Annotated in this window: 38 protein-coding genes and 1 pseudogene; all 39 read right to left on the reverse strand. The window is 40.3% G+C overall.

Translation table 11 applies throughout. The features are described 5' to 3' along the window. Window positions 1-25: 25 nt before the first annotated feature. Entirely contained in the window at window positions 26-979 is a 954-nt protein-coding gene (locus AC0KSB_RS07850; protein ID WP_472308006.1) for a DNA-directed RNA polymerase subunit alpha, read from the reverse strand. A 57-nt stretch (window positions 980-1,036) separates the two neighbouring features. Further along, window positions 1,037-1,651 (reverse strand): 30S ribosomal protein S4, encoded by a 615-nt coding sequence (gene rpsD, locus AC0KSB_RS07855; protein ID WP_472308008.1) that lies wholly within the window; start codon window positions 1,649-1,651, stop codon window positions 1,037-1,039. A gap of 17 nt (window positions 1,652-1,668) precedes the next feature. Next, on the reverse strand, window positions 1,669-2,073 hold the full coding sequence (gene rpsK / locus AC0KSB_RS07860; RefSeq protein ID WP_472308010.1) for a 30S ribosomal protein S11: 405 nt from the start codon (window positions 2,071-2,073) through the stop codon (window positions 1,669-1,671). 12 nt (window positions 2,074-2,085) lie between these two features. Next, complete coding sequence (gene rpsM, locus AC0KSB_RS07865; protein ID WP_472308012.1) at window positions 2,086-2,454, reverse strand: 30S ribosomal protein S13; 369 nt, start codon at window positions 2,452-2,454, stop codon at window positions 2,086-2,088. Between the two features lie 133 nt (window positions 2,455-2,587). Then, entirely contained in the window at window positions 2,588-2,701 is a 114-nt protein-coding gene (rpmJ, locus tag AC0KSB_RS07870; protein WP_472308014.1) for a 50S ribosomal protein L36, read from the reverse strand. A gap of 188 nt (window positions 2,702-2,889) precedes the next feature. Beyond that, window positions 2,890-3,108, reverse strand: a complete 219-nt coding sequence (infA, locus tag AC0KSB_RS07875; protein WP_472308016.1) for a translation initiation factor IF-1 — start codon at window positions 3,106-3,108, stop codon at window positions 2,890-2,892. Between the two features lie 4 nt (window positions 3,109-3,112). Continuing rightward, a complete protein-coding gene (locus AC0KSB_RS07880) occupies window positions 3,113-3,433 on the reverse strand; it encodes a hypothetical protein (RefSeq protein ID WP_472308018.1) in 321 nt (106 codons plus the stop codon). A 2-nt stretch (window positions 3,434-3,435) separates the two neighbouring features. Beyond that, complete coding sequence (gene map / locus AC0KSB_RS07885) at window positions 3,436-4,197, reverse strand: type I methionyl aminopeptidase (RefSeq protein ID WP_472308020.1); 762 nt, start codon at window positions 4,195-4,197, stop codon at window positions 3,436-3,438. A gap of 4 nt (window positions 4,198-4,201) precedes the next feature. Continuing rightward, complete coding sequence (locus tag AC0KSB_RS07890) at window positions 4,202-4,849, reverse strand: adenylate kinase (RefSeq protein WP_472308022.1); 648 nt, start codon at window positions 4,847-4,849, stop codon at window positions 4,202-4,204. Window positions 4,850-4,927: 78 nt separating this feature from the next. Continuing rightward, complete coding sequence (secY, locus tag AC0KSB_RS07895; RefSeq protein ID WP_472308024.1) at window positions 4,928-6,220, reverse strand: preprotein translocase subunit SecY; 1,293 nt, start codon at window positions 6,218-6,220, stop codon at window positions 4,928-4,930. A gap of 1 nt (window position 6,221) precedes the next feature. Then, a complete protein-coding gene (gene rplO / locus AC0KSB_RS07900) occupies window positions 6,222-6,671 on the reverse strand; it encodes a 50S ribosomal protein L15 (protein WP_472308026.1) in 450 nt (149 codons plus the stop codon). Between the two features lie 14 nt (window positions 6,672-6,685). Next, window positions 6,686-6,865: a 50S ribosomal protein L30 gene (gene rpmD, locus AC0KSB_RS07905; RefSeq protein WP_472308028.1), complete on the reverse strand. Its 180-nt coding sequence runs from the start codon at window positions 6,863-6,865 to the stop codon at window positions 6,686-6,688. A 14-nt stretch (window positions 6,866-6,879) separates the two neighbouring features. Further along, complete coding sequence (gene rpsE / locus AC0KSB_RS07910; RefSeq protein ID WP_472308030.1) at window positions 6,880-7,374, reverse strand: 30S ribosomal protein S5; 495 nt, start codon at window positions 7,372-7,374, stop codon at window positions 6,880-6,882. Between the two features lie 16 nt (window positions 7,375-7,390). Continuing rightward, the gene (gene rplR / locus AC0KSB_RS07915; RefSeq protein ID WP_472308032.1) at window positions 7,391-7,759 is read right to left on the reverse strand and encodes a 50S ribosomal protein L18; all 369 of its coding nucleotides are present in this window, start codon (window positions 7,757-7,759) and stop codon (window positions 7,391-7,393) included. A gap of 16 nt (window positions 7,760-7,775) precedes the next feature. Further along, window positions 7,776-8,327, reverse strand: a complete 552-nt coding sequence (gene rplF, locus AC0KSB_RS07920; protein ID WP_472308034.1) for a 50S ribosomal protein L6 — start codon at window positions 8,325-8,327, stop codon at window positions 7,776-7,778. A 75-nt stretch (window positions 8,328-8,402) separates the two neighbouring features. Beyond that, window positions 8,403-8,798 (reverse strand): 30S ribosomal protein S8, encoded by a 396-nt coding sequence (rpsH, locus tag AC0KSB_RS07925; protein WP_472308036.1) that lies wholly within the window; start codon window positions 8,796-8,798, stop codon window positions 8,403-8,405. 26 nt (window positions 8,799-8,824) lie between these two features. Further along, window positions 8,825-9,010 carry a type Z 30S ribosomal protein S14 gene (locus AC0KSB_RS07930; RefSeq protein ID WP_472308038.1) on the reverse strand — a complete coding sequence of 62 codons (186 nt, stop codon included), beginning with the start codon at window positions 9,008-9,010 and terminating at the stop codon, window positions 8,825-8,827. A 17-nt stretch (window positions 9,011-9,027) separates the two neighbouring features. Next, window positions 9,028-9,567: a 50S ribosomal protein L5 gene (gene rplE, locus AC0KSB_RS07935; protein WP_472308040.1), complete on the reverse strand. Its 540-nt coding sequence runs from the start codon at window positions 9,565-9,567 to the stop codon at window positions 9,028-9,030. A gap of 22 nt (window positions 9,568-9,589) precedes the next feature. Beyond that, complete coding sequence (gene rplX, locus AC0KSB_RS07940; RefSeq protein WP_472308042.1) at window positions 9,590-9,931, reverse strand: 50S ribosomal protein L24; 342 nt, start codon at window positions 9,929-9,931, stop codon at window positions 9,590-9,592. A 15-nt stretch (window positions 9,932-9,946) separates the two neighbouring features. Continuing rightward, complete coding sequence (gene rplN / locus AC0KSB_RS07945) at window positions 9,947-10,315, reverse strand: 50S ribosomal protein L14 (protein WP_472308044.1); 369 nt, start codon at window positions 10,313-10,315, stop codon at window positions 9,947-9,949. Window positions 10,316-10,348: 33 nt separating this feature from the next. Beyond that, window positions 10,349-10,606: a 30S ribosomal protein S17 gene (gene rpsQ / locus AC0KSB_RS07950; RefSeq protein WP_472308046.1), complete on the reverse strand. Its 258-nt coding sequence runs from the start codon at window positions 10,604-10,606 to the stop codon at window positions 10,349-10,351. 12 nt (window positions 10,607-10,618) lie between these two features. Further along, a complete protein-coding gene (gene rpmC, locus AC0KSB_RS07955; protein ID WP_472308048.1) occupies window positions 10,619-10,822 on the reverse strand; it encodes a 50S ribosomal protein L29 in 204 nt (67 codons plus the stop codon). After that, window positions 10,809-11,243 carry a 50S ribosomal protein L16 gene (gene rplP / locus AC0KSB_RS07960; protein ID WP_472308049.1) on the reverse strand — a complete coding sequence of 145 codons (435 nt, stop codon included), beginning with the start codon at window positions 11,241-11,243 and terminating at the stop codon, window positions 10,809-10,811. Before rplP ends, rpmC begins: the two co-directional genes overlap by 14 nt. Then, window positions 11,243-11,914, reverse strand: coding sequence for a 30S ribosomal protein S3 (rpsC, locus tag AC0KSB_RS07965; protein WP_472308051.1), 672 nt, complete (start codon window positions 11,912-11,914; stop codon window positions 11,243-11,245). The genes rplP and rpsC overlap by 1 nt, the downstream gene beginning before the upstream one ends. A 12-nt stretch (window positions 11,915-11,926) precedes the next feature. Beyond that, window positions 11,927-12,403, reverse strand: coding sequence for a 50S ribosomal protein L22 (gene rplV, locus AC0KSB_RS07970; protein ID WP_472308053.1), 477 nt, complete (start codon window positions 12,401-12,403; stop codon window positions 11,927-11,929). Between the two features lie 33 nt (window positions 12,404-12,436). Further along, window positions 12,437-12,718 carry a 30S ribosomal protein S19 gene (rpsS, locus tag AC0KSB_RS07975; protein ID WP_472308055.1) on the reverse strand — a complete coding sequence of 94 codons (282 nt, stop codon included), beginning with the start codon at window positions 12,716-12,718 and terminating at the stop codon, window positions 12,437-12,439. Between the two features lie 21 nt (window positions 12,719-12,739). Further along, window positions 12,740-13,570 carry a 50S ribosomal protein L2 gene (gene rplB, locus AC0KSB_RS07980; RefSeq protein ID WP_472308057.1) on the reverse strand — a complete coding sequence of 277 codons (831 nt, stop codon included), beginning with the start codon at window positions 13,568-13,570 and terminating at the stop codon, window positions 12,740-12,742. Window positions 13,571-13,602: 32 nt separating this feature from the next. Next, entirely contained in the window at window positions 13,603-13,956 is a 354-nt protein-coding gene (rplW, locus tag AC0KSB_RS07985; protein WP_472308059.1) for a 50S ribosomal protein L23, read from the reverse strand. Continuing rightward, window positions 13,956-14,579 (reverse strand): 50S ribosomal protein L4, encoded by a 624-nt coding sequence (gene rplD / locus AC0KSB_RS07990; RefSeq protein WP_472308061.1) that lies wholly within the window; start codon window positions 14,577-14,579, stop codon window positions 13,956-13,958. The genes rplW and rplD overlap by 1 nt, the downstream gene beginning before the upstream one ends. Window positions 14,580-14,604: 25 nt before the next feature. Further along, on the reverse strand, window positions 14,605-15,228 hold the full coding sequence (rplC, locus tag AC0KSB_RS07995; protein ID WP_472308063.1) for a 50S ribosomal protein L3: 624 nt from the start codon (window positions 15,226-15,228) through the stop codon (window positions 14,605-14,607). Between the two features lie 84 nt (window positions 15,229-15,312). Continuing rightward, window positions 15,313-15,624 (reverse strand): 30S ribosomal protein S10, encoded by a 312-nt coding sequence (gene rpsJ / locus AC0KSB_RS08000; RefSeq protein ID WP_472308065.1) that lies wholly within the window; start codon window positions 15,622-15,624, stop codon window positions 15,313-15,315. Window positions 15,625-15,978: 354 nt separating this feature from the next. Continuing rightward, window positions 15,979-17,223 (reverse strand): polysaccharide deacetylase family protein, encoded by a 1,245-nt coding sequence (locus AC0KSB_RS08005; RefSeq protein WP_472308067.1) that lies wholly within the window; start codon window positions 17,221-17,223, stop codon window positions 15,979-15,981. Between the two features lie 22 nt (window positions 17,224-17,245). Further along, a complete protein-coding gene (hslO, locus tag AC0KSB_RS08010) occupies window positions 17,246-18,184 on the reverse strand; it encodes an Hsp33 family molecular chaperone HslO (RefSeq protein ID WP_472308069.1) in 939 nt (312 codons plus the stop codon). A gap of 9 nt (window positions 18,185-18,193) precedes the next feature. After that, the gene (locus AC0KSB_RS08015) at window positions 18,194-19,009 is read right to left on the reverse strand and encodes a class I SAM-dependent DNA methyltransferase (RefSeq protein WP_472308071.1); all 816 of its coding nucleotides are present in this window, start codon (window positions 19,007-19,009) and stop codon (window positions 18,194-18,196) included. Between the two features lie 16 nt (window positions 19,010-19,025). Continuing rightward, window positions 19,026-20,366: a S41 family peptidase gene (locus AC0KSB_RS08020; protein WP_472308073.1), complete on the reverse strand. Its 1,341-nt coding sequence runs from the start codon at window positions 20,364-20,366 to the stop codon at window positions 19,026-19,028. 49 nt (window positions 20,367-20,415) lie between these two features. Then, window positions 20,416-21,777 carry a peptidoglycan DD-metalloendopeptidase family protein gene (locus AC0KSB_RS08025; RefSeq protein WP_472308075.1) on the reverse strand — a complete coding sequence of 454 codons (1,362 nt, stop codon included), beginning with the start codon at window positions 21,775-21,777 and terminating at the stop codon, window positions 20,416-20,418. A gap of 9 nt (window positions 21,778-21,786) precedes the next feature. Beyond that, complete coding sequence (locus tag AC0KSB_RS08030) at window positions 21,787-22,677, reverse strand: cell division protein FtsX (protein ID WP_472308077.1); 891 nt, start codon at window positions 22,675-22,677, stop codon at window positions 21,787-21,789. 482 nt (window positions 22,678-23,159) lie between these two features. Beyond that, window positions 23,160-23,831, reverse strand: a pseudogene (gene ftsE, locus AC0KSB_RS08035) (cell division ATP-binding protein FtsE); the annotation flags it as partial. 38 nt (window positions 23,832-23,869) lie between these two features. Beyond that, window positions 23,870-24,979 carry a PucR family transcriptional regulator gene (locus AC0KSB_RS08040; RefSeq protein WP_472308079.1) on the reverse strand — a complete coding sequence of 370 codons (1,110 nt, stop codon included), beginning with the start codon at window positions 24,977-24,979 and terminating at the stop codon, window positions 23,870-23,872. Between the last annotated feature and the right edge of the window lie 387 nt (window positions 24,980-25,366).

Consider the following 25,366-nt stretch of genomic DNA (forward strand, 5'->3'; position numbering starts at 1 on the left):
TCCCAACAAACAGATTGTTCTGAAATTATTCCTCAATAATAGCCAAAGACAATCCGAGTTCTTCTAGTTTTTGAATCACTTCCTCAAGTGATTTTTTACCAAGATTACGCACCTTCATCATATCTTCTTCAGATCTGGCAACCAGATCACCGATAGAATTAATACCGGCACGTTTTAAACAATTATATGTTCTGACCGAAAAGTCTAAATCTTCGATCACAGTATCTAGCACCTGATTTTTGCTGCTTCCTTCATCAGTATCCTTGAAACTTGGTCCTGCAGCAGCTTCTGTAAGTGCCATAAACAAATTCAGATGCTCTGTCAGAATACCCGATCCGATACTAAGAGCTTCAGCAACATCTACAGTTCCATCAGTCCAGACCTCTAAAGTCAGTTTGTCATAATCAGTAAACTGACCTACACGAGTATTCTCTACACCGTAATTGACTTTTTTCACAGGAGTAAAGATCGAGTCAATGGGAATAACACCTATTGGTTGACTTACCCACTTATTGCGATCTGCTGTATTATAGCCACGACCTTTATTAATGGTCAGTTCTATAAACAGTCTGCCATCTCCATTGAGAGTTGCAATCGGATGATCGGGATTAAGTATTTCTACTTCTTCATCACGTACGATGTCACCAGCAGTAACGACTCCGGTACGACCTTCATCTGTACTTATATAAACAGTTTTAGGACCATCAACATGCAATTTTGCACGTATTCCTTTGACATTAAGGATTATTTCTGTCATATCCTCAATGACACCTTTAACTGTTGAGAACTCATGGAAAACGCCATCAACTCTGATCGCCGTTACGGCAGCACCAGGTAAAGAAGATAGAAGAACTCTTCTAAGTGAATTACCTAATGTAATACCATATCCACGCTCTAGTGGTTCAATAACATATTTGCCATAAGATCCATCATCACTGCGTTCAAGGCAATCAATCACAGGCTTTTTGATCTCAATCATTATTATCCTCCTTCGTGCGCCCAATAACAGCAAGTAACTGCATAATTAATCTGCGCATTACTTGGAGTAGAGCTCGACAATAAGGGTCTCTTTAACTTCCAGATCAACATCTTCACGAGCAGGAAGCTGAACTACGGTACCTCTGAGTTTTTCAGAATCAAATGTCAGCCATGCAGGAACTGCACGTCCACCCAACTCCTGAAACTTAGGTGATTTGCGTGATGTTTCCTTAACTTCTACAGCATCACCAGCAGCAAGCTGCATTGATGGAATATCAGCCTTTTTACCGTTTACTGTAAAATGACCATGAGTGATTAACTGACGAGCTTCTGATCTTGAAGAAGCAAATCCCATACGATAAACAATATTATCGTAACGAAGTTCGAGCAATTGCAACAGGTTTTCACCTGGTTTGCCCTGCATGCGATCAGCTCTTTCAAAAGTTTTACGGAACTGGCTTTCCAAAACACCATAAAAACGTTTTGTTTTTTGTTTTTCACGAATTTGAGTTCCATATTCGGATATTTTTTTTCTTCCCTGGCCATGCTGTCCTGGAGCAAAACTCCTTCTGGCAATGGCACATTTCCCTGTATAACACCTTTCACCTTTCAGAAAAAGTTTTTCACCTTCTCTGCGGCAAAGGCGGCAGGATGCTTCTGTATATCTAGCCATTCTTTACACCTCCGGAATTAGACTCTTCTTCTTTTAGGCGGTCTGCAGCCATTATGCGGAATCGGTGTTACATCTTTAATCAAAGTAACATCCAAGCCTGCTGATTGAAGTGCACGAATTGCAGCTTCACGACCGGCTCCAGGACCTTTAACAAAAACCTCAACTGAGCGCATACCGTGATCAATAGCTGTTTTTGCAGCTGTCTCGGCAGCCATCTGTGCAGCAAACGGTGTACCCTTACGAGAGCCCTTCATACCCATACCACCAGCACTTGACCATGAAATGGCATTACCTGATGGATCAGTTATTGTTACTATTGTGTTATTGAACGTAGAATGAATATGGGCAGCACCACGGTCAATATTCTTGCGTTCTCTTCTTTTCGGCCTTGTAGCCGTTTTTTTACCTGACGCTTTAGCCATGCTGATACCTCCTTATTTCTTCTTACCTGCAATAGTACGCTTAGGTCCTTTACGTGTACGTGCGTTAGTTTTAGTACGCTGTCCACGAACAGGAAGACCTAGTCTGTGACGACGACCGCGATAGCAGCCGATTTCAGTAAGACGCTTAATATTCATAGCAGTCTCACGTCTGAGGTCACCTTCTACAGTATAATCATTTTCAATAACATCTCTGATTTTTGAAATTTCTTCTTCATTCAAATCCTTTACGCGCGTATCAGGATTGATGGCGCATTTTTTCAGGATTTCATTGGAAAGGGTTCTGCCAACCCCGAAAATATAGCAAAGCGCTATTTCTACGCGCTTATCATTGGGCAGATCTACCCCGGCAATACGTGCCATTCTTTGCACCTCCATCAAAAGACAGGTTTATTTGTTTCATCTATTATTAATCACGAATGTGGGAAAACAATGATCATTCGATCAAAGCAGCCGCATCCCTATGTCGTGTCATCGCTAAATGGGCAAGCACTGCTTAGCCCTGTTTTTGCTTGTGTTTTGGATCCTGACAGATTACCATAACACGTCCTCTGCGTTTAATTACTTTGCATTTCTCGCAAATTGGTTTTACTGACGGTCTTACTTTCATTCGTCCTCGCCTCCTCATCTGACATATGCAGCATTAATACACTGTAGTCACAGGCACATGCTAAAATAGTTTACCAGATTTGAAAAAATAATCAAGTGTTATTTTTATTTTTCTGACATATTTTTACTATAATCATATTTCTGCCTGATTAACGCTTTATTCCTTGGGTAATTGTGACAAAAACGTGTTTATTTTGCTCTCCAGGTAATTCTTCCCCTAGTCAAGTCATATGGAGATAATTCCATCGTAACTCTGTCACCTGGAAGTATTTTGATATAATGTTGCCTCAATTTGCCTGAGATGTGAGCAATTATCTCATGCCCATTTTCAAGTTTTACTTTGAAAACAGCATTTGGCAAAGAATCGGTAACAATACCCTCTACTTCTATAATATCCTCTTTGGACATATATTTATCCCTCCTCTATTTTTGTTTCTAAAAAATTCTGGATTAGTTTTCTTACAAATATATCAGTTTGCTCTATATTGCTTTTGAAAAATAATTTGCTTGCTTCTTTTTCGTCACAAGCTTTTCCTAAAAGCTTAACATGTGATACCCGCTTTTTCTTTAACTTGTTAATCGAACGGTACCTGCCATCTACTAAGTAAATAAATCTTTCTTGCTGCTTTACTATAAGATAGACGCGTCCTTTATCATGTCCCTTAGTAGACGTGACAATCATCCCGGGTAAGCAGCCTTGGTTCTTTAGTAAATCAAAAACTCTGTTGAACACCGTCAATTGCCTCTGATTGTTAACACAACCGGATCTTCCTCGGTTATAGCAAAAGAATTCTCATAGTGCGCTGAAGGCTTTCTATCAGCAGTTACAACTGTCCAGCCATCTTCCTCTATTGCTATTCTCCGCGTACCAAGATTTATCATAGGTTCCAGTGCTAAAACCATACCTGGTTCAAGTCTGACCCCATGACCTGGCTTTCCATAATTAGGCAAATCAGGTTCTTCATGTAAATTTCTGCCTATGCCATGCCCTGTCAATTCTCTTACAACACCGTAACCATGAGCTTCAGCATGTGATTGGACTGCATTTGATAAATCTCCGATTCTATTGCCTGGCCTAGCCAGTTCAAGGGCTTTCCAGAAGCATTCCTGAGTTACCTTTAACAGTTTCTGACAATTCTGATCTACATTGCCGACGGCAAAAGTTCTTGCTGCATCACCATGAAATCCATTTATATATGCTCCTACATCGATAGAAACAAGCATACCTTCTTCGATCACACGTTCCCTTGAAGGAATTCCATGTACAACTTCATGATCTATAGAGGCGCAAACAGATCCTGGGAATGGTGGATTACCATAACCCTTAAATGATGGCACAGCACCAGATTTTCTTATTAACTGTTCTGCCGCCTGATCAATATCCCAAGTGGTAATGCCCGGTCTGATCATTTCTTCTATCATTGAGAGAACATCTGAAACAATTCCGCCTGCAATCTGCATTTGTTTAATGTCATTTGCCGATTTTAAATTTATCATGCAATTACCCTTTGCTAAAAAACTGTTCAATCTGTTCGATTGCCTCTTGTGGAGAACCTTCATTATTAATATCCAGAATTAATTTGCGTTCCTTATAATAATCTACAAGAGGACTTGTTTGTTTATGATAAGTAATTAATCTTTGTTTAATTGTTTCTTCCTGATCGTCACTTCTTTGAATAACTTCTGATCCACATTTATCACAAACACCTTCTTTGGCAGGAGGCATAGTAATTATGTTATAGCTAAAGCCACATCCTTTACAAACTCTTCTACTTGTAAGTCTTTTCAGAACAAGATCATCAGAAACAATAACATTAATGACAGCAGTTATTGAAAGACCTGCCTTTTTAAGAATTTTTGCCAGAGAGTCAGCTTGCGGTATAGTTCTGGGAAATCCATCAAGTAAAAAACCATCACTGCAGTCAGACTCATTTAAGCGATCTTCAACCATACCTATAGTAATATCATCAGGAACAAGCTTGCCCTTAATAATATATTTCTCAGCTTCAATGCCTAATTCAGTCTTTTCCTTTATATTTTTGCGAAAAATATCACCCGTTGAAATATGGGGTATTTTATGAATCTCTTTTAAATCGGAAGCAATGGTTCCCTTACCGGAGCCAGGAGCTCCCAGCAAAATCAATCGCATGGTTCTCTCCTTATTTGAGCAAAAGGGCATCCTGTAAAATACAGGATCCCCTCGCAAGACTATATACAATTCTTTTTATTAATCAAGGAATCCTTTATAATGGCGCATTACCATTTGTGATTCTATCTGATTAACAAGGTCTATTGCAACACCGACCAGAATAAGTACAGCCGTTCCGCCAAACCATATTCCCTGCATTCCTGTAACAGCACTCATCAGTATTGGGAACAATACTATAAGCACAAGGAACATACCGTCAAACCAGGAAAGTCTTCTTGATGTTTTATTAATAAAATCAGAAGTAGGTCTTCCGGGTCTGATACCAGGAATAAAGCCACCGTTTTTCTGCAGATTGTTGGCAACTTCTATTGGATTAAACTGTATCATTGAATAGAAGAATGTAAATCCAAAAATCAGCAATGCATAAAACACATAGTAAAACGGATTAGTTGTAAAATTCATAAACCACTGCGCTACAGGTCCATCACTGCCAAACAATGATACAAGAGTCGAAGGTAAAGAAACGATTGACATTGCGAAAATAACAGGAATAACACCAGCTTGATTTACCTTAATAGGTAAATAAGTGCTCTGTCCGCCATACATTTTTCTACCGACAACTTTTTTTGCATACTGTACAGGGATTCTTCTTTCAGCCTGCTGTACAAAAACAACCAAAGCAATAATAGCTACAAATACTGCAACAACAAGAGCTGTAACAATAATTGATACGAATATATTGCGTGTTACTGTCCAGTTTCTAAAATATGCAAAAAGCAATTGTAAGGCCTGGGGACCTCTTGCAACGATACCTGCAAAAATGATAAGCGATATTCCATTACCTATACCGTACTCATTTATTTGCTCACCAATCCACATTATGAAAGCAGTACCAGCAGTAAAGCTTGCTATAACGAGAACTGCATTAAGTGCAAACGGTAATGTACTTGAAGATGCAGATCTGGTAGAGAACCAGTATGCTGTAGCCTGTACAAGTGCAAGAATAACAGTCAAATATCTTACATAACGTTGAATTTTTTTACGCCCTTCGTCGCCTTCTTTTTGAAGCCTTTCAAGAGCAGGTATTGCGACAGTCAAAAGCTGCATAATAATTGAGGCGTTAATATATGGTGTAATACCCATGGCAAATATAGAAACCTGCGCAAAAGCACCGCCTGATATGATATCCAGAAAACTGCCAAGTGTTCCAAGTCGATTGATCAATTCTGTGAAAGCCTCAGCATTGATTCCTGGAACAGGAACCGCAACACCTACACGGTAAACAATAAGCATACCTAAAGTGAAAAGCAGTTTTTTCCTTAGATCAGGAATCTTAAAGGCATTTTTCAGGGTGTCAATCATGCCTCCCATATCATACCTCCTCGGCTGTGCCTCCAGCCTTTTCTATTTTGTCCTTCGCACTGGCTGTAAAAGCATTAGCCTTAACAGTCAGCTTTTTCGTCAGTTCACCATTACCTAAAATTTTGATTCCATCATTTACCTTAGGCAATGTAATAGCACCTGATTCTTTCAAAAATGCTGCGTCAATAACAGCACCATCTTCAAAACGTTCAAGATCACTAACATTAATCTCTACATAAGAAAGGGCAAAACGAGTATTATTAAAACCACGTTTTGGCAGCCTTCTGTAGATAGGCATCTGTCCACCTTCAAATCCGGGGCGAACACCGCCGCCAGAACGTGAATTCTGTCCTTTATGCCCACGACCTGCAGTCTTGCCGTTTCCAGAACCAGCGCCGCGACCTTTACGATACGCTACCTGTCTTGCGCCCGCTGAGGGAGTCAATTCATTGAGCTTCATGTCGAGACACCTCCTTAAGCTTCTTCACATTTAACCAGATGTGCAACTTTACGAATCATACCCAAAGTAGCTGGGTTAGATTCTTTTACAACAGACTGTCCGATCTTTTTCAGACCGAGAGCCTTGACAGTTGCAATATGATTTTTATTAGCATTATTGGTACTTTTGACGAGTGTAATTAAAACCTTAGTCACGTCCACGTACCTCCTTACAGTATTTCTTCTACGGTTTTACCGCGAAGTCTTGCAACCTGCTCGGGGGACTTGAGGCTTTTAAGCCCTTCCATCGTCGCATTTACCATATTATTTGGATTATTTGTTCCGAGCGATTTTGTACGAATATCTTTAACACCAGCAAGTTCAAGAACTGCACGAACAGGACCACCGGCTATTACACCAGTACCGCCTGCAGCTGGCTTAAGTAATACTTTTCCTGCGCCGAAACGACCAAGTGTTTCATGCGGGATTGTATCATTAATCATAGGAACTTCAATCATATTCTTCTTGGCATCTTCAATACCTTTACGAATAGCATCAGGTATTTCAGCAGCTTTTCCAAGCCCTTTGCCAACATGACCTTGCTCATCTCCAACGATTACCAGTGCTGTGAATCGGAAATTACGACCACCTTTTACGGTTTTAGCAACACGTCCGATATGTATAACTTTCTCTTTAAGATCAAGAGTATTTGGATCTATGCGCATGACATTACCTCCCTGTTTAGAATTTCAGTCCGGCTTCACGCGCCGCTTCTGCCAAAGCCGCTACACGACCATGGAAAATATAACCACCTCTGTCAAAGACAACTGCTTCAACACCATTAGCAACAGCACGTTGAGCAACTAGCTTACCAACCTCAGCTGCTGCCGAGACATTTCCACCATTGGTAAATTTATCTTTGATTTCTTTATCCAATGTTGAAGCACTTGCCAAAGTTACTCCCTTTGTATCATCAATCACCTGGGCATAAATATGCGAAAGGCTTCTGAAGACACACAGCCTCGGACGAGCACTGGTTCCGCTGATTTTTTTACGAACACGCAAATGCTTACGCTTACGCACTTCATTTCTGCACGTCTTACTTATCATGTCATCTCACCCTTTCTTATTTACCTTTGCCTTTGGCGCCGGTTTTACCTTCTTTTAATCTCAGAACTTCAAAGTCATATTTGATTCCTTTTCCTTTATAAGGATCAGGTGTTCTGAATGAACGTATTTTTGCAGCAATTTCGCCAACCAGCTGCTTGTCAGCACCTTTGACAATAATTTTGTTTGCTGCCGGAACATCAATTGTAATACCAACCGGTTCCTCAACTTCTATCTGATGAGAAAAACCAAGATTTAATACCAACTTTTTCCCCTGTTTTGCTGCTTTGAATCCAACACCGTTTACCTCAAGATTTTTAGTGAAACCCTGAGACAGACCAACGACCATATTATTGATCAGTGATCTTGTCAGACCATGCAGCTCACGATGCTTTTTCTCGTCACTAGGACGCTCAACAGTTATTGTCTGCCCATCAATTTTTACTGTCATATCAGGATGAACAGTTTGTGTAAGAACTTCCTTACCGCTTTTTGCAGTAACTGTCTGTCCATCAATTTTGACATCAACTCCGGATGGAATTGTGATCGGCATTCTGCCAATTCTAGACATATCGCTTTCCTCCTGCTCTTAATATTAGGAGACAGCAGCCTCAGGCTGCTGTCTCTTTTCAGAGACTTAAATTATTTACCAGACATATGCAAGCACTTCGCCGCCTACATTTTCTTGTCTTGCTTTCTTATCGGTCATAAGACCATGAGATGTTGAAATAATAGCTATACCAAGACCTCCAAGAACTTTAGGCATTTTCTCTGTACTTGCATACACACGCAGTCCAGGTTTGGAAATGCGCTTGATACCTGAAATTACAGATTTTTTACCTGCATACTTCAAAGTAATCTTGATAATACCCTGTTTATCATCTGGAGTATATTCAAACTTGTTTATATATCCTTCTTCCTGAAGAATACGAGCTATTTCTTTTTTGATGTTTGATGCCGGTACCTCACAGGTAGCGTGGCCGGCAGTACCGGCGTTACGGATTCTGGTGAGCATATCAGCTATAGCATCTGTTATCTGCATATATCTTCCTCCTTCCTGACGTCCTGTTACCAGCTGGCCTTGCGTACGCCAGGGATCTGACCTTTGTATGCAAGCTCTCTGAAGCACAGACGGCAGACTCCGTATTTACGGATATAAGCATGGGGACGACCGCATAATTTGCAGCGATTATATGCCCTTGTGCTAAACTTAGCCGGCTTTTGCTGTTTCAGAATCATTGCCTTTTTTGCCATGTTCGTGTTCCTCCCGCTTACTTGCTGAACGGCATGCCGAGGAGCTTAAGCAATTCTCTTGCTTCTTCATCTGATTCGGCAGTCGTTACAATAATGATATCCATACCACGGATTTTATCGATTTTATCATAATCGATTTCCGGAAATATCAGCTGCTCTTTTGCACCCAGAGCATAATTGCCGTGACCATCAAAAGAGTTGGGGTTTATTCCGCGGAAGTCACGTACACGTGGGAGAGCAATACTTATGAGCTTATCAAGAAACTCATACATTTTTTCTCCACGCAAAGTAACTTTACAGCCAATATCCATACCTTCACGAAGCTTGAAAGCGGATACCGATTTCTTAGCTTTTGTTACAACTGGCTTTTGACCTGCAATTATACCCATATCGCGTACCGCACTATCAATAGCCTTTGGATTGTCTTTAACCTCGCCAACGCCCATATTGAGAACTATTTTCTCTAGTCTCGGGGTCTGCATGACGGATTTATATTTGAAGGTTTCCTGCAATGCAGGCATTACTTCATTCTGATACTTGTCTTTCAGCCTGGACATTAATTCTTCCTCCTTGCTGCCATCACTTCTTAGCCTGGCGAATTGTATCTATCATTTCGCCACAAGCTTTGCAGACGCGCACTTTCTCACCATTTTCGAGAACCTTACGACCAATTTTACTTGGGCGTTTGCACTTACTGCATACCAGCATTACATTTGAACTGGAAATGGCAGATTCCTGATGAATAATGCCGCCTTGTTGATTGCGTCCACGGGGTTTCTTATGTTTTGTGGACATATTAACGCCTTCCACGATCACCCGACTTTTATCGGAGAGAACGTCCAGCACTTTACCGGTTTTGCCGGCATCTTTACCCGTGAGCACGAATACGTTATCGTCTTTCTTTACATGTACTTTTGACATCGCGCATATCCCTCCTTATAAAACCTCAGGTGCCAGAGACAAAATTTTCATATAATCTTTATCTCTGAGCTCTCTGGCTATTGGGCCGAATATACGAGTACCGCGAGGATTTTTATCTTCTTTAATAAGAACTGCGGCATTCTCATCAAATTTTATATAGGAACCGTCGGCCCGACGGACACCTCTCTTTGTGCGTACTATTACAGCTTTAACTACTTCACCCTTTTTTACAACGCCACCGGGTGTTGCTTCTTTTACAGAGCAAACTATTACATCACCAATGTTGCCATATTTGCGCCATGATCCTCCGAGGACCTTTATGCACATCAGCTTTTTGGCGCCGGTGTTGTCTGCGGATTTAAGGGTTGATTGAACCTGAATCATAATCTTCCTCCTTCCCGAAAACCAGCGGCAGAGTTATTTAGCCTTTTCAATAATGTTAACCAGTCTCCAGCGCTTATCTTTGCTGATAGGACGGGTTTCCATGACTCTTACCTTGTCACCGGGCTTACACTCATTGTTTTCATCATGTGCTTTTAATTTGTAGGTTCTCTTAACGATTTTTTTGTATAAAGGATGGCGAACATGTTCTATAACTGCAACAACTACAGTTTTATCCATCTTATCACTTGTTACCGTTCCTACTCTTGTTTTTCTGAGGTTTCTGTCACTCATACGAAATCCCCCTTACTCTTTTATGCCTTGAAGCTCGCGCTCGCGTAAGATAGTTTTTACACGGGCGATGTCCCTCTTGACGCTTTTGAGCTTTAAAGGGTTTTCGAGCTGGTTGGTGGCGTGCTGAAATCTGAGTTTGAAAAGCTCTTCTTTTAATTCAACAAGCTCTTCGTTCAACTCGGCAATTGTTTTTTCACGAATTTCACTCGGCTTCATTGACGTCACCTTCCTTTTCACGAGCAATGAACTTTGTCTTACAAGGCAGTTTATGTGAAGCAAGTCTTAAAGCTTCACGTGCAACTTCCTCAGACACTCCTGCTATCTCAAACAAGACTCTTCCCGGTTTAACTACTGCAACCCAGTACTCAGGCGAACCCTTTCCTGAACCCATTCTGGTCTCTGCTGGTTTTGATGTTACCGGTTTGTCAGGAAAAATCTTGATCCATACCTTACCACCACGTTTAATAAAACGATTGATGGCAATACGAGCTGATTCTATCTGATTACTGGTGATCCAGCAAGGATCCTGTGCCTGAAGACCATATTCACCATAACAAACAACATTGCCACGAGTAGCTTTCCCAGTCATTCTGCCACGGTGCTGTCTTCTGTATTTAACACGTTTTGGAAGCAACATCAGGCTTCGCCTCCTTCCGGATTAATTTCTTTTTTAGGAGCGGGATATATCTCGCCCTTATAAACCCATACTTTTACGCCTATACGTCCATATGTAGTTTTGGCTTCTGCAAAACCATAATCAATATCTGCACGCAGTGTCTGCAAAGGAATTGTACCTTCATGATAGTGTTCGCCTCTGGCAATTTCAGCACCACCAAGTCTTCCACTTACTGCAGTTTTGATACCTTTTGCACCTTGTTTCATTGCACGACCCATAGCTTGTTTCATCGCACGACGGAATGATACGCGCTCTTCTAACTGACGGGCTATATTCTCAGCAACTAACTGTGCTTCTGTATCAATTGATTTGATTTCATTAACATTAATGAAGAAATTTCTTTTGAAACGTTGAGCAAGCTTTTTCTTAAGATCTTCAATACCTGCACCTTGACGCCCGATTATAATACCAGGCTTAGCAGTGGTTATTGAAACCAATATTTTTTCTTCGCCTTTGCGCTCTATTTCAATTTTAGAAATTCCGGCTTTAAACAATTCCTGTTTTACAAAATCACGAATTCTTTTGTCTTCAACCAGGAAATTGCTAAATTCTTTTTTATCAGCGTACCAACGAGTATCCCAATCCTTGATAACACCTACACGAAAACCATGCGGATTTACCTTCTGGCCCATCTGACACCCTCCTTAATTTCTTTCTTTGAGAACAACAGTAACATGGCTTGTTCTCTTGTGAATTCTTGCTGCGCTGCCACGTGCTCTGGGCATTATGCGCTTAAGCACAGGTCCCGGATTGGCATAACAATCAGCAACATAAAGAGCGTCTCGGGATAAATCGTTATTATTAACAGCGTTGGCTTCTGCAGATTTTACAAGTTTCTCCAGCACCGGAGATGCAGCTTTTGGCGTATACTTGAGAATCGCATAAACCTCGTCTATTTGTTTTCCTTTTATCAGATTAACAACCACATTCACTTTTCGCGGAGCTATTCTGATATTTTTAGCAATTGCACGACCTTCATCTTTTCCGATTCCCAGAACTTTACGTTCTTTTTTAGTCAGCAATGCGGATTTCTGAGATTTTCTTTCGGTCCTGTTATATCTTGCAAGTAATTCCTCACGGTTTTCCAGCAGATATTCTTTGCTCATGACCTTCTTTTCCACAAAATGTTCCTCCCTTCTGTCCTTCGGTTACCTTTAGCGTGAACCAGAGGATTTCTCTGACCCAGCATGGCCTCTATAGGTCCTGGTAGGAGCGAACTCACCCAGTTTATGACCAACCATTTCTTCTGTGATATAAACCGGGACATGCTTGCGGCCATCATATACTGCTATGGTATGTCCAACCATTTCAGGGAAGATGGCAGAAGCTCTGGACCAGGTTTTAATAACTTTCTTCTCATTCTTTTCATTCATCGCAACAATTTTCTTCATTAACGATTCCTGAATAAAATAACCTTTTTTAACTGATCTACTCATTAGTCGCAAGCCTCCATTCGATTACTTGTTCCTTCTTCTAACAATGTACTTGTTAGAAGGTTTCCTGCGATCCCTAGTCTTCTTACCGAGAGTAGGAACACCCCAGGGAGTTACAGGACCTGGCATACCGATAGGAGATTTACCTTCACCACCACCATGAGGATGGTCACAAGGATTCATGACAACACCGCGAACGGTAGGACGAATTCCCATGTGGCGTTTACGTCCTGCTTTACCGATACTGATATTCTCATGCTCACTATTGCCTACGCTGCCTATAGTAGCTTTGCAGACAATCGGAACCATACGAACTTCGCCAGATGGCAGACGAACCTGAGCATACTTAGCTTCTTTTGCCATCAGCTGTGCGCCGGCACCTGCGGTACGCACCATTTGTGCACCTTTACCAGGCTTCAGTTCAATATTGTGGATAACAGTACCCACAGGAATATTTTCAATCTTCAGGCAATTTCCAGCAACAATATCTGCTTTCTCTCCTGATTCAACAATACTTCCTACTTTGATACCCTCTGGAGCAAGAATATACGCCTTTTCTCCATCAAGATACTGAATGAGTGCAAGGTTTGCTGTACGATTAGGATCATATTCTATAGCAACAACTTTTGCTTTCATTCCTTCTTTGGCGCGTTTCCAGTCTATAACACGGATTTTACGCCTGTTTCCGCCACCTCTGTGACGAACTGTGATACGGCCATAACTGTTGCGGCCGCCGGTTTTATTTCTCTTCACCAGAAGATTCTTTTCAGGCTTCTTGTCTGTAATTTCAGAAAAATCAGCCGTGGTCATCTGCCTTCTGGCGGGAGAAGTAGGATTATAGCTTTTTACTGCCATGGTTGTTCACTCCTTCTCATGGGCGCCCGGCATCACTGGCCGAACCCGAATTCCTCTATTGATGTTTTATATTTACGTGCCGACTGACTCTGTTTACCACCCTTAGTCAGGAAGTTATCAGCTTTTGGTTCCATATCAATGGTAACAATAGCCTTTTTCCATGCGGCTGTTTTACCCTGATGAACACCCATACGCTTTTTCTTTCCATCATAATTAAGTGTGTTAACTTTAAGCACTTTAACATTAAACAACTGCTCACAAGCTTTACGTACTTCTGTTTTAGTAGCATTTACATCAACAGCAAAAGTATATTTACCTTCAGCTGCATCGTATGTACTTTTTTCTGTAATAATTGGTTTGACGATGATGTCGTGTGCTGTTTTCATTAGACATACACCTCCTGAACCTTAAGAACTGCTTCTTTTGTAACAACAAATTTGTCATACTTAAGAATGTCATAGACATTGATTGTATTAACAAGAGCAGTCTTGATATTCATTATATTTCTGGTAGATTTTTCCACTTTTTCATCACGTGTTGCAGTAACAACAAGAGCGGATTTTTTAGCACCAATCTTTTCAAGAACTTTGACCATTTCTTTTGTCTTGATTTCAGAGAAGTCAAGAGTATCAAGAATAATCATGTTCTGTTCTGCCACTTTGCTGGAAAGTGCTGATTTCATAGCAAGTCTGCGCATTTTTTTCGGCAGAGTGTAGCTGTAATCACGAGGTTTTGGACCAAAAATGATTCCTCCACCTACATATTGTGCAGAACGTGTCGAGCCATGACGTGCACGTCCAGTTCCTTTTTGTCTGTAAGGGCGTTTGCCGCCGCCACGTACTTCACTTCTTGTTTTTGTAGAGTGAGTACCTTGACGCCTGTTAGCCAGCTGATTCAGAACGACGCGATGCAGGACGTCCTGATTCGGCTCAATACCAAAGATGTCATCAGAAAGCTCGATACTGCCGGTGACAGTGCCTTCCATGTTGTAAACATCTAATTTTGCCATTTCCTAGTTCCTCCTTTACGCCGTCTTATTTGGACTTGACGGAGTTCTTGATCTCAACAAGCCCGCCTTTAGGTCCAGGTACAGCGCCTCTGATGACGAGGATATTACGCTCACCGTCCACCTGAACGACACTGAGATTCTGTACTGTTACATTAACTGCGCCCATATGACCAGGCATTTTCTTTCCTTTAAATACACGACCAGGATTTGTACCTGCTCCCAAAGATCCAACTCTGCGATGATACATCGATCCGTGTGTTCTAGGACCAGTTCTAACGCCATGTCTTTTTGTTACGCCAGCAAAACCTTTACCTTTGGAAACACCACTAACATCAACCTGATCACCTGTTTCAAACATATCCGCAACATTAAGCTGCTGTCCTGCTTCATAATCAGCATCTGTTTTGAACTCACGCATAATACGGCATGGTTCTGCTTTTGCTTTTTCGTACTGACCCTTCATTGGTTTATTGACATTTTTAACACTGCCATAACCAACCTTAACTGCTTTGTAGCCGTCTGTTTCTTCGTTCTTGTTCTGAACTACTACCATCGGTCCACAGTCAATGACTGTGACGGGGACAGCAATACCATTTTCATCAAACAGCTGAGTCATACCTGCTTTTTTTCCAAGCATGAATTTCTCCATTTTTTCTTTACCTCCATGGTTATTGGTTCACCATTAAGTGAACATGACCTTAGCATCTTTACAAAAGCAAGATGCATCAAAGCTTTACAGCTTGATTTCAATATTAACACCGGCAGGCATCTCTAATTTCATCAATGCCTCAACGGTTTTGGAATTAGGAGCAAGAATATCAATCAGACGTTTATGTGTACGGATTTCAAACTGCTCACGTGCATCTTTGTATTTGTGCGGGGCTCTCAGAATTGTGACTATTTCTTTTTCTGTAGGAAGAGGAATCGGCCCTGATACGCTTGCACCTGAACGTTTTGCTGTGCCTACAATTCTTTCTGCGCTCTCATCGAGAATATTATGATCGAACGCTTTAAGTCTGATTCTGATTTTTTGATTAACTGCCATTGGTTAAACCTCCTTGATAGCTGCGTGACAAATCTCAACGTTGCCGGGCGTTCCTTTTTGCTTCAACATAAAACCCAGCCGTTCGTTCTCAACAAGAGACCTACGCACTGGGCACATGCCTGCATATAAGGCACACGCTGCGTGACAATAAGACTTGTCGCCCAATTTCTTTGAATCGGACTACTCCACCAAAGTTACCCGCCTGCGACCGCAGCGGCTGCTTGCGGCAATCTCTGGTTTCATCGCCTCATGACCTTAACAAAATTCACCTTGCTATAGGCCATGCAGAACGATTATACAACAGCTATTGGCATATGACAAGTGTAAATTGAAATAATTTTTGATAAATCTGTTTTATGGCAATGGTGATATTGTATAGCCTCTCTCCCTTATTCCATCAATCAAGTCAGGAAGAATAGCTACATTAGTTTCTGACACAGCATGCAGGAGAATTATCGAGCCGTCATGAAGCTCTCCCAGAATTTGATCTAAAGCAGCTTGTGGCTCAGGTTGATTGTCTGTTTCCCAATCGACGTAGGCAAAGCTCCAAAATACAGGGTAGTATCCTTCGCGGTTGAACAGAGCAAGTAGAGGTGCTGAATATGTGCCCATAGGAGGTCTGATATAATTTAACATTTTTTCACCTGTCAGGCTGTAAAATTCTTCTTCCAGACCAGTTAGTTCCTTCATAACAACATCTGCTGAGTTTTCAGAAAAAAGTTTTGCTAAATCTGGGTGACTGACAGTGTGATTTGCAATTTGATGATTTTCGTCTACCATTCGTTTCACCAAATCAGGTCGATTTCTGATAAAATCACCTGTGATAAAAAATGCTATTGAAATATCTTTTTGTTTTGCAACATTTAATATTTGTGTTGTGTTTTCCTTATATTCATAACCTTCATCCATAGTTATATATACTTTTTTTGTCCCCTCTACAGGTGGAAGCTGCCATAGTACTGCAAAAGGTTCTATTACTGTTTTTATTTCAGCAGGAAGAATAGCAGGAAGATCCATGTCTCGTACTGCAGGCCGGTTGAAAGACCAACCATATCTATCTTTGGACATATCAAAAATATCTTCATCTGTCCAGTTTTTTAATTCAGGCAGAATAACCCTATTGTCTATTACGTCATCGGTTTCTGACGTATTATCAGTTTCAGAATCATTACTGGGCTCTTCCTCTGTCTGATTAGAGGTATTTTCGGTAGAAGAATCAGTTTCTCTTTCACTGGATTCAGTTGACGGCTGCTCCAGATCTGATGTTTCTTTCTCGGTTTTGTTGTTTTCTGTAGTTGTATAAAGACAGTCCGGCGGAGTTACTTCCTGATCAGAAGGAAGAAGTCTGCAGCTTAAAGGTATTATGATTATCAATACCAGTACAAGTGCCAGAATTATTATTAACCGTTTTTGTATAGGTGAATAACGATTTTTGCGATTATCAGATGTTTTTAAAGCATCTGAAATACTGCTGGATGACAATCTCGAAGAAGAGTGATCAATTCTGTCAGTCTTTTCTTCCAATTGCCAGTTTCTCTCACGACGTACTGTTGATTTCCTTAAAGATTTTTCAGACCTTTCCGGATGATTCTTCTTCATATCAAATTCCTCTTATGAAATGCTATTCTGCTCTATTTACATTATTTTCTGCAATCAATTGCTTTATTTTTGATTGGTCAAACCGATATTTCTGATCACAGAAGTGACATTCGAGAGTAATACCCTGTGGATCATTTGCAAGCTCTTGTAATTCTATTGTGCCTAAAGTTAAAAGATTTCTCTCCATCCGCTGTTGACTGCACGGACAAGAATATCTGCATTCTACAACACTGTGATATATGATATCCGGATCACCGAAAAGCAAATCAAGAATCTGATGTGGATTAAATCCCTCTTCCATAAGATAGCTTATTTCAGGGAATCCACCTATACGTTGCTCCAGCCAGTTAATTAATTCTTCCGATGCACCAGGCATCAATTGAATTATCATACCTCCGGCCGATAAAACACCTGTTTGATCCATTTTCACACCTAAACTGACAGCGGAAGGAATCTGTTCAGAAACAGCAAGATAATAAGTAAGATCCTCTGCTATTTCACCTGATATAAGTTCCACCTTGCCATGATACGGTTCCTTGAGACCTAAATCTTTGATTATTGTCAATGTCCCCTTGCCTACGGCAGTACCAACATCAAGCTTCCCGGGGGCGGAGTTTATTGTTTCAACAATGTTTTGATGACAATAACCTCTGACCGATGCATCAGCTGCACCTATAACCGTCATCCCCTGCAAAGGGCCATCGGATCTGACGATAGCAGTTATTGAATCTGTATCATTTTTCAAATCCTGAGTCATCATAAGGACGCCAGACATAAGCCTACCAAGAGCAGCAGTAGCTACGGGCGATAAATTGTGAATCTTTACAGCTTTTTTGCAAAGATCTGTTGTTCTGCAGGCAAAAGCCCGGATTGCTCCTTGCTTTGCAGTTGCTCTAACAATGTAGTCCCCCTCCGGTGCCTTGGCAGCATTCCCTGATATATTTTCTCTACTAGTGTTCATAGCATTCCCTCATTTTACTTGCATAAGTTTTTTAGCAGGTTGGCGAAAAACCATAAAATTACGTTCCTCTGAATTTTTCGGTAAAGTAATTTTCAAATCTGAAGTTCTAACAACAAACTCCAAACCAGAATCTTCAGCCAACTGTTTTATTTTTTCCCACGGATAATACCGTTCTATAATGTACTCTTCATATCGTTTATATAAATCATTTTCTGTTTGAATAAATAGGGTTATATCAGAATAGCTGATTTGCTTCGACTTATTCCATGAATTCTGCCATAACATAGTTATAGCTTTATCGTCATTTTCAGAAGGTAAATCCTGAAAAAAAACATTATTGCCAAGAGTTTTATCAAAATGCTTTAAAGTTGCAATATCAAGTATCAACAAGCTATTCTGATTTAAGTAATTTGCACATAAGCGAAAAAAATTTTTTATATCATCAATTCTAATAAGGTGATTAATCGTATCAAGCATACAAATCGCCAAATCTATAGTTCCATACAATTCGAAATCACTTATATCCTGATGTAAAAACAAAGCCCTGCTACCAGCTTTTTCAGCTCTTTCTTTTGCTATTTGCAACATAACAGATGAATTGTCGATTCCTATAACATCAAAACCTAAAGCTTCCATCTCTAGAGTTAATTTACCAGTTCCACAACCAAGGTCAAGCATGAGAGGCTTGCCATCTTCACCTTCTCCACCTTCGTCTCCCGTCCCATAAATATCATTTAATGATTTAATAAACAAAGCCCATGCTTTATGATCAAGAGATTGCTGCAGTCTGTCATACCATAAGGCTAATTTATCGTAATGCTCCATAATGCACCCTGCTCTTTTATTCTCTTAGAAAATCAATTGCAGCAGCAAGCTGAGTATCTTCTTCAATTGTCAGCTGAAAAATTGATTTTAATCTGGCTTCAGTTGAAAGTTCTACAAGTTCATCAGGCGTGATACCTACACCTTCTATACTTTCACCATTAGGCAGATAATAAAGAAAATTTGTAACATTTATCGCAGAACCATCATCTAATGCATAAGTTATAGTCCCAGATCCTTTGCCAAAAGTTTGTTGACCTATAAGATAAGATTTTTCATAATCACGAAGACAACCGGCAAAAAGTTCGGAAGCACTTGCAGAAAACTCATTTACCAGAGTTACAAATTTCATATCTTGAGGAACCCCTATTTCAGCATTTGATTCCCAAGTCTGCTTAAAGTCAGTACCATGAATACGTCCTTCAAAACTTGCGATTGTAAGTTCAGGTAATAGATAGTCGAGCATGTGTGTTACTTCATCAGCAAGTCCACCACTGTTATTTCTCAAATCAAATATGATCGATTCTGCACCCTGAAGCTGAAGCTCATCAACAGCTTTTATAAAATGATCTGATGTTCCGCCTGAAAACTCACTTATACTCACATATCCTATTGATTCATCAACCATTTTGTATCTTACACTGGCATTATCTATTTTCTCCCGCATGGAGATTACTACAATATTTTTCCTCTCCACCGGTCTGTAAATTTCTATTTCAACCTCTGTGCCTTCCGGACCCTTTACCATAGCAGCCAAAGTAGCTACATCAGGTAATGCGGTTACACTTTCTCCGTTGACAGCAATGAATATATCGCCTATCTGAAGTCCTGCCTCCAACCCGGGGCCACCTTCTATCAAATCAGTTATTTCGATCATCCCGTCCTGATTCATAGCCACAATGGCTCCTATACCACTATATTCACCGCTAAAAGCTTCTTCAATCATTTCATTTTGCTCAGCCGTAAAATACATTGTATAAGGACTGTCAAGGCCATTCGCCAAACCGGCTGTCATGGCATCAATCATTTCCTTATCTGTAAGTTCACGATAATAATTATCTGAAATAGTTTTATAAACCTTGCTTAATTTCGCTGCCGCTTCACGGGTCTCAGCATTTTCAAAATTTACAGGCAGAGAATATTCTGAAGAAGATAAAGATATACTTCCCCCAGATAATGTTATAAAACCAACTATTCCAACAGTAACCGTTATCACAAAAGTAACCATTGAGCTTATAAGTATTGTTATAACATACTTCCAGATATTTGTTCCGCCTTTGTTTTGAGCAGCTGCCATTCTATCACTATCGGCCCTTTCATAAACATCGGTAGGGTTATCATTATTTGAGTTGGTTTGCATAAATACTCCTTTGACCGCTTTATACTGCAGTCATTAAAACTTGTTCAGATTAACCTATATAATTAAGAGGATTAGTCGTACTGCCATTTATCATAACTTCAAAATGAAGATGCGATCCAGTTGATGTTCCCGTGCTGCCACATGTGCCTACCAGTTCTCCTGCCGCAACAGTCTGGCCTACGCTGACTCTGGTGTTTTTCAGATGAGCATAAAGGGTTGCATAACCATCACCGTGATCAACTACTACATAATTGCCATAACCATATCCGCCCCAGTTTTGACCTTCAACAGGATTTCGTACAATAATTACGGTTCCTGCTCTGGCCGCAACAATCGGTTCGCCAAAACCTGCACCAATGTCAACACCAGAATGAAATCTCATATATCCCAAAACAGGATGCATTCTATTTCCATAATAAGAGGTTATGCTTCTACTGGAAGGAACAGGCCACACCCAACCTGAACTGTTTGGTACATTACCAGCTGGTTGTTCAGGCTCAGGATCATCTACTTCCTGATCTGAATCTGTAGCCGCTGCCTGTTCTGCTTCTGCTGCCGCTCTGGCAGCCTCGGCTGCTCTTGTTGCTTCAGCTGCTCTTTCAGCCTCGGCTGCTCTTGTTGCTTCAGCCGCTTTTGTTGCAGCCGCTGCTCTCTCAGCAGCCAGTTGCTGCTGTAAGGCGAAAATTTCAGAACCAATTTGTTCCGAAAGAGCATTTAATTCTTCCTCTGCCTGCTGTTGTTGCAATATATCTGATTCTATTTTTGCCAGATTTTGGGCGCTCACATTTGCATCAGCTTCTATTTGCGCAAGCTCTCCTTCAATCTGTTCAACAATTACTTCCATATCCTGCATCTGCTGCTGTGCGACCTGTTTTTTTAACTCGGCATTATCTTTTGCTATTTCCAGATCGTCCAACATTTGCTCATCAGTGTCTGCTATGATGGACATCAGCTGCATGGTAGTGAAAAAGCCATGCAGACTATCCGATTCAATAAAAAGTGTGAAAATTGATTTATTTTTATGTTCATACATTATCTGCATACGTTGATTGTATTGTTGTTTTTTTTGCTCAAGAACCTCACTTGCCTCGGCATACTCAGCAATTGATTTATCCATCTCAGACAGTGCAGCCTGAAGCTGTATGGTTCTTTCTTCATATAGTTTTTTCTGTTCTTCTGATCTTTCGTTAAGCCATGCCAGTTCACCAGAAAGGTTATTCCTGGAAGAAGCAAGCTGATCCTGTCTGCTTTCCAGTTCACTCATCTGCATAGCAATAGCGTCCTGCCTGTCCAGGGCAGCCTCAAGTTCCTGACTGGTACTGGTTGCTCCTGTTTCAATATAATTAAAAAAACTTATTATTACTAAAGCTAATACAATAATTGTAGCAGTAAATCTTTTTAATTTATGCATAAACGCCTCCTATACCTGCACATGTCTGCGAACCGACAATGCACTTCCCAGACCTCCAACACCAACACCTATCAAAGCAGCTATCAAAAAAATTTTACCAAGCAAAACAGAAGCAGGAAGCATTATAAAAATACTGTCCAGATCTATACCCGGCATAAGTGCATCATATATCCTCGAATACGCAAGCCATATGATCAAAGTTGCTAGAACAGCACCAAAAAGGCCTACAACCGACCCTTCCAATATATATGGAACCCTTATATACCAGTTAGTAGCCCCAACGTATTTCATGATGCTTATTTCTTCCGACCTTGCAAGAACCGCAATTCTTACCATATTGGAAATTATAAAAAAAGCAATAACTCCTAGAATCAGAAAAGCCATTAAAGTAGCATAGTTTACCCATCTTATAGCATTATTGAGAAAATTCATAACTGATTGTTCCAGAGATATCTGTCTAACACCCGGTAATCCACTTATGCTTTTTTCAAAATCATCACCCACCGATGGATCAATCAGTCTTACGGTAAAAGTATAGGGAATGTACTCAGCAGAAAAATCTTCAAACAAATCTTCCTTTTCCATAGCTTCCTTGAATAATTGCAGATTTTCTTCAGGTGTATACATCTCATATTCCAATACATATTCATTTTGTCTCAAAACAGTAGATACTCTATCAACATCACCTTGTTCCACACCGATATTCATTGTAATCTCTACCGGAGGCCTTTGACCTGCAAGATCCATCATATGGCTGGCATTCATAGAAAAAGCTATGAAGCTGCCTAAAAGGAAAAGCATCAAAGTCATAGTAGTAACAGAGGCAAGAGTTACCAATGGATGCCTGACAAGATTGCGAAAAACTTCTCTAAATGAATGTCTGTACATATTTAACTTCATGAAATTGCCTCATTATTTTCACGATTTGAAAGATCCATCAAATCTTCCTTGTCAGGTATTTCAATATCAGCTTCTTCCGACTGAATTGAAGGCAGTATAATATCATGACCCTTTTGTCTGTACTTGCGCAGAGCACGTTCTATACGTTCTTCTCTGCTTGACTTTTTTTCTGATTTTGTAGTGCTCTTTGTATTATCATCAGCTGGTTTTTCGCCAGATTTAAGATCCTTCTGAGCATAAAGACTTTTACGAATTTCCTCCGTCAGTTCTTCTGATTCATTTTGCTCAATAAGTTCATCATCCTGCGGCCTTTCTGATATGTTTTGTATTTCCTGAGTTTCATAAACTACTTCTTCGCTAGAGATGTTCAAACCTTCATCCTGAATACTAATTGAAGTCTGACTATTTAAATCAACAATTTCTTCGTCTGTAATATCAGTCGAATTACTCATATAGGGTTGTTTTACTGGTGTACAAGCAGCATAAGCACCCTCACAGTCATCCCTTACAAGACTTCCGTCACTTATCTCAATAACACGTTTTTTCATACGATCAACCAACTCATGGTCGTGAGTACAAATAATTACCGTAGTACCGCTTCTGTTGATTTCCTCAAGCAGTGCCATTACGGATTCACTATTGGAAGGATCAAGATTACCTGTTGGTTCATCTGCCAGAATAAGCATCGGATTATTCACCATAGCTCTTGCTATAGCAACTCTTTGTTGTTCACCACCCGATAATTCACCTGGTCTTGCACTTGCTTTTTCCCGCAAACCTACAATGCTAAGAACAATCGGAACACGACGTTGAATTGAACGACGAGATGCTCCGATTATTTCCATAGCAAAAGCAACGTTTTCATAAACTGTTTTTGTATCAATCAGGCGAAAATCCTGAAAAATCATGCCTATATTACGACGCAGAAACGGAATCAGGCTACGCCTGATTCTGCTTATATCAAAATCATCAATGAGAACACTGCCATCGGAAGGTTTTTCTTCACAAGTCAGCAATTTTATAAGAGTTGATTTGCCAGCGCCGCTGCGCCCAATAACAAACACAAACTCCCCATCCAGTATTTTGAAACTGACATCCTTCAAAGCATGCGTTCCTGTATGATAGACTTTGGAAACACGTCTGAATTCAATCAATGGAATCCTCCTCGTTAAAGGGGTCTTGTCGATCTGCCTTAATTATGCCACCATTTGCCGCCAGCAGATTTCAGCGATCCCTTTTCTTGTTTTTCAAGATATTTGCGCACCATCGAGGCAAGTTTGAAAAGCACTGCATCATCAAAGCTGCGCAGATCTAAAGATGTTATTTTCTGAACTTTATCTAAACGATAGACCAGAGTGTTTCTGTGAACAAAAAGCTGTCTACTGGTTTCACTACCATTAAGGTTATTCTCAAAAAATTTCTGAATAGTTAAAAGAGTCTCACTATCTAAAGCTTCATAGGCACCTTTGGGGAAAACCTCGTCAAGGAACATATGACAAAGCGTAGGTGGAAGCTGATAAATAAGTCTGCCCAGACCCAACTTATCATATCTCATTACATAATTTTCGTTGTCAAAAATATTACCGACAGTAAGAGCGAGAGAGGCCTCTCTATAGGATTTAGCTGTATCTTTAAGTGTTTCAGAAGGCATACCTATTCCTATGTGAACTTTTGCCATAGATTCAGCATTTAAATTGTCAAGAATCTGATTAGCAATCTCTTCTATCTGACCAGGATTATCTCTGGGATATTCCATGAGAAGAACAATAGTTTCTTCATCCATTGCCAATATGTAAGTGGATCTTTTGTCAGGGAACATATTATAAAGTATTTCAATACAATCAATTTCCTCGGCCTGTTCAATTCTGATCAAAAACGCAAGTCTTGGAATTGAATAAGGAATTTTAAACTCTCGTGCTTTTAACGGAATATCACCGGGAAGTTCATTTTCCAGTAAAACATTCTTCAGGAATGCTTCGCGTTCTGCATCTGAATTTCTTTCTTTCAGTGCAGCAGCTATCCAATGGCAAATTAACTCAAGATAGTTCCGAGACACACTGTCTGTCCCGTCAACGAAACAAATATAACTTGTTCTTTCCGTAACAGGCAGCTTCATGTAAGTTCTTCCATAGGTTATAGCAACATGTTCCTCTGATAGAAGAACTGCGCGAGCCGAAGAATCTTCGCTACCTTCAAGAGTCTCATCTGTACAAGCCACAATTATACCATCAGCATCAAGTACTCCTGCTGTTTTATCAAGAAATGAAGCCACTTCCCGTATACACTTCTTTAGTTCTTCCATCTTTTGCACACCTTTCCGCTTAAGCTTTTGCAAGATATCTAGTCTTATCCTATATTATAGTTTTGAACACAATGTTTCAATCCCCTGACAATATAAGGACAATTTTATAATATAACTTACTATAAACTATTTTAACTTATATATTCTAGCATAAATGTCTAATTATCTGAAATAAAGTATATTTAACAAAAAATAACTTAAAAAAGCTGCCAGCTAATAGTCAAGTCCAAAAAGTTGGTGTAAATTGTCTTCCGGTATCTGCATGAATCAGGTGACAACATGCAGGTATGCTGCTCGTTCTGCTAACGCTTCTTTTCTTGCTGTTTCTCTCTCATCAAAGTAGCGATCCATTATGAAATACTTTTTGCCGGTCAACCATTTTTCATG

The organism is Ercella succinigenes, from assembly GCF_900002895.1.

Coding starts and splice junctions, on each gene's coding strand:
- rpsM (WP_472308012.1), bottom strand. CDS start 2,454: ATGGCACGTATTGCCGGGGTAGATCTGCCCAATGATAAGCGCGTAGAA.
- AC0KSB_RS08040 (WP_472308079.1), bottom strand. CDS start 24,979: ATGGAAGAACTAAAGAAGTGTATACGGGAAGTGGCTTCATTTCTTGAT.
- rpsS (WP_472308055.1), bottom strand. CDS start 12,718: ATGAGTAGATCAGTTAAAAAAGGTTATTTTATTCAGGAATCGTTAATG.
- rpsD (WP_472308008.1), bottom strand. CDS start 1,651: ATGGCTAGATATACAGAAGCATCCTGCCGCCTTTGCCGCAGAGAAGGT.
- AC0KSB_RS07850 (WP_472308006.1), bottom strand. CDS start 979: ATGATTGAGATCAAAAAGCCTGTGATTGATTGCCTTGAACGCAGTGAT.
- AC0KSB_RS07930 (WP_472308038.1), bottom strand. CDS start 9,010: ATGGCAAAAAAGGCAATGATTCTGAAACAGCAAAAGCCGGCTAAGTTT.
- AC0KSB_RS08005 (WP_472308067.1), bottom strand. CDS start 17,223: ATGAAGAAGAATCATCCGGAAAGGTCTGAAAAATCTTTAAGGAAATCA.
- rplX (WP_472308042.1), bottom strand. CDS start 9,931: ATGTCAAAAGTACATGTAAAGAAAGACGATAACGTATTCGTGCTCACG.
- AC0KSB_RS08020 (WP_472308073.1), bottom strand. CDS start 20,366: ATGCAAACCAACTCAAATAATGATAACCCTACCGATGTTTATGAAAGG.
- rplN (WP_472308044.1), bottom strand. CDS start 10,315: ATGATTCAGGTTCAATCAACCCTTAAATCCGCAGACAACACCGGCGCC.
- rplP (WP_472308049.1), bottom strand. CDS start 11,243: ATGTTGCTTCCAAAACGTGTTAAATACAGAAGACAGCACCGTGGCAGA.
- rpsC (WP_472308051.1), bottom strand. CDS start 11,914: ATGGGCCAGAAGGTAAATCCGCATGGTTTTCGTGTAGGTGTTATCAAG.
- rplO (WP_472308026.1), bottom strand. CDS start 6,671: ATGAAGCTCAATGAATTGACTCCCTCAGCGGGCGCAAGACAGGTAGCG.
- rplC (WP_472308063.1), bottom strand. CDS start 15,228: ATGGAGAAATTCATGCTTGGAAAAAAAGCAGGTATGACTCAGCTGTTT.
- AC0KSB_RS08030 (WP_472308077.1), bottom strand. CDS start 22,677: ATGAAGTTAAATATGTACAGACATTCATTTAGAGAAGTTTTTCGCAAT.
- AC0KSB_RS08015 (WP_472308071.1), bottom strand. CDS start 19,009: ATGGAGCATTACGATAAATTAGCCTTATGGTATGACAGACTGCAGCAA.
- infA (WP_472308016.1), bottom strand. CDS start 3,108: ATGTCCAAAGAGGATATTATAGAAGTAGAGGGTATTGTTACCGATTCT.
- rpsQ (WP_472308046.1), bottom strand. CDS start 10,606: ATGAGTGACAGAAACCTCAGAAAAACAAGAGTAGGAACGGTAACAAGT.
- rplE (WP_472308040.1), bottom strand. CDS start 9,567: ATGTCCAGGCTGAAAGACAAGTATCAGAATGAAGTAATGCCTGCATTG.
- AC0KSB_RS07890 (WP_472308022.1), bottom strand. CDS start 4,849: ATGCGATTGATTTTGCTGGGAGCTCCTGGCTCCGGTAAGGGAACCATT.
- rpsE (WP_472308030.1), bottom strand. CDS start 7,374: ATGCGCATAGATCCAAATACTCTTGATCTTAAAGAGAAAGTTATACAT.
- rpmC (WP_472308048.1), bottom strand. CDS start 10,822: ATGAAGCCGAGTGAAATTCGTGAAAAAACAATTGCCGAGTTGAACGAA.
- hslO (WP_472308069.1), bottom strand. CDS start 18,184: ATGAACACTAGTAGAGAAAATATATCAGGGAATGCTGCCAAGGCACCG.
- rplB (WP_472308057.1), bottom strand. CDS start 13,570: ATGGCAGTAAAAAGCTATAATCCTACTTCTCCCGCCAGAAGGCAGATG.
- rplW (WP_472308059.1), bottom strand. CDS start 13,956: ATGAAAACAGCACACGACATCATCGTCAAACCAATTATTACAGAAAAA.
- secY (WP_472308024.1), bottom strand. CDS start 6,220: ATGGGAGGCATGATTGACACCCTGAAAAATGCCTTTAAGATTCCTGAT.
- rpsJ (WP_472308065.1), bottom strand. CDS start 15,624: ATGGCAGTTAATCAAAAAATCAGAATCAGACTTAAAGCGTTCGATCAT.
- rpsH (WP_472308036.1), bottom strand. CDS start 8,798: ATGCAGATAACAGATGCTATAGCTGATATGCTCACCAGAATCCGTAAC.
- AC0KSB_RS08025 (WP_472308075.1), bottom strand. CDS start 21,777: ATGCATAAATTAAAAAGATTTACTGCTACAATTATTGTATTAGCTTTA.
- rpsK (WP_472308010.1), bottom strand. CDS start 2,073: ATGGCTAAAGCGTCAGGTAAAAAAACGGCTACAAGGCCGAAAAGAAGA.
- rpmJ (WP_472308014.1), bottom strand. CDS start 2,701: ATGAAAGTAAGACCGTCAGTAAAACCAATTTGCGAGAAATGCAAAGTA.
- map (WP_472308020.1), bottom strand. CDS start 4,197: ATGATAAATTTAAAATCGGCAAATGACATTAAACAAATGCAGATTGCA.
- rplD (WP_472308061.1), bottom strand. CDS start 14,579: ATGGCAAAATTAGATGTTTACAACATGGAAGGCACTGTCACCGGCAGT.
- rplF (WP_472308034.1), bottom strand. CDS start 8,327: ATGTCTAGAATTGGCAGAATGCCGATCACAATTCCATCCGGAGTTGAT.
- rplR (WP_472308032.1), bottom strand. CDS start 7,759: ATGATAAGTAAGACGTGCAGAAATGAAGTGCGTAAGCGTAAGCATTTG.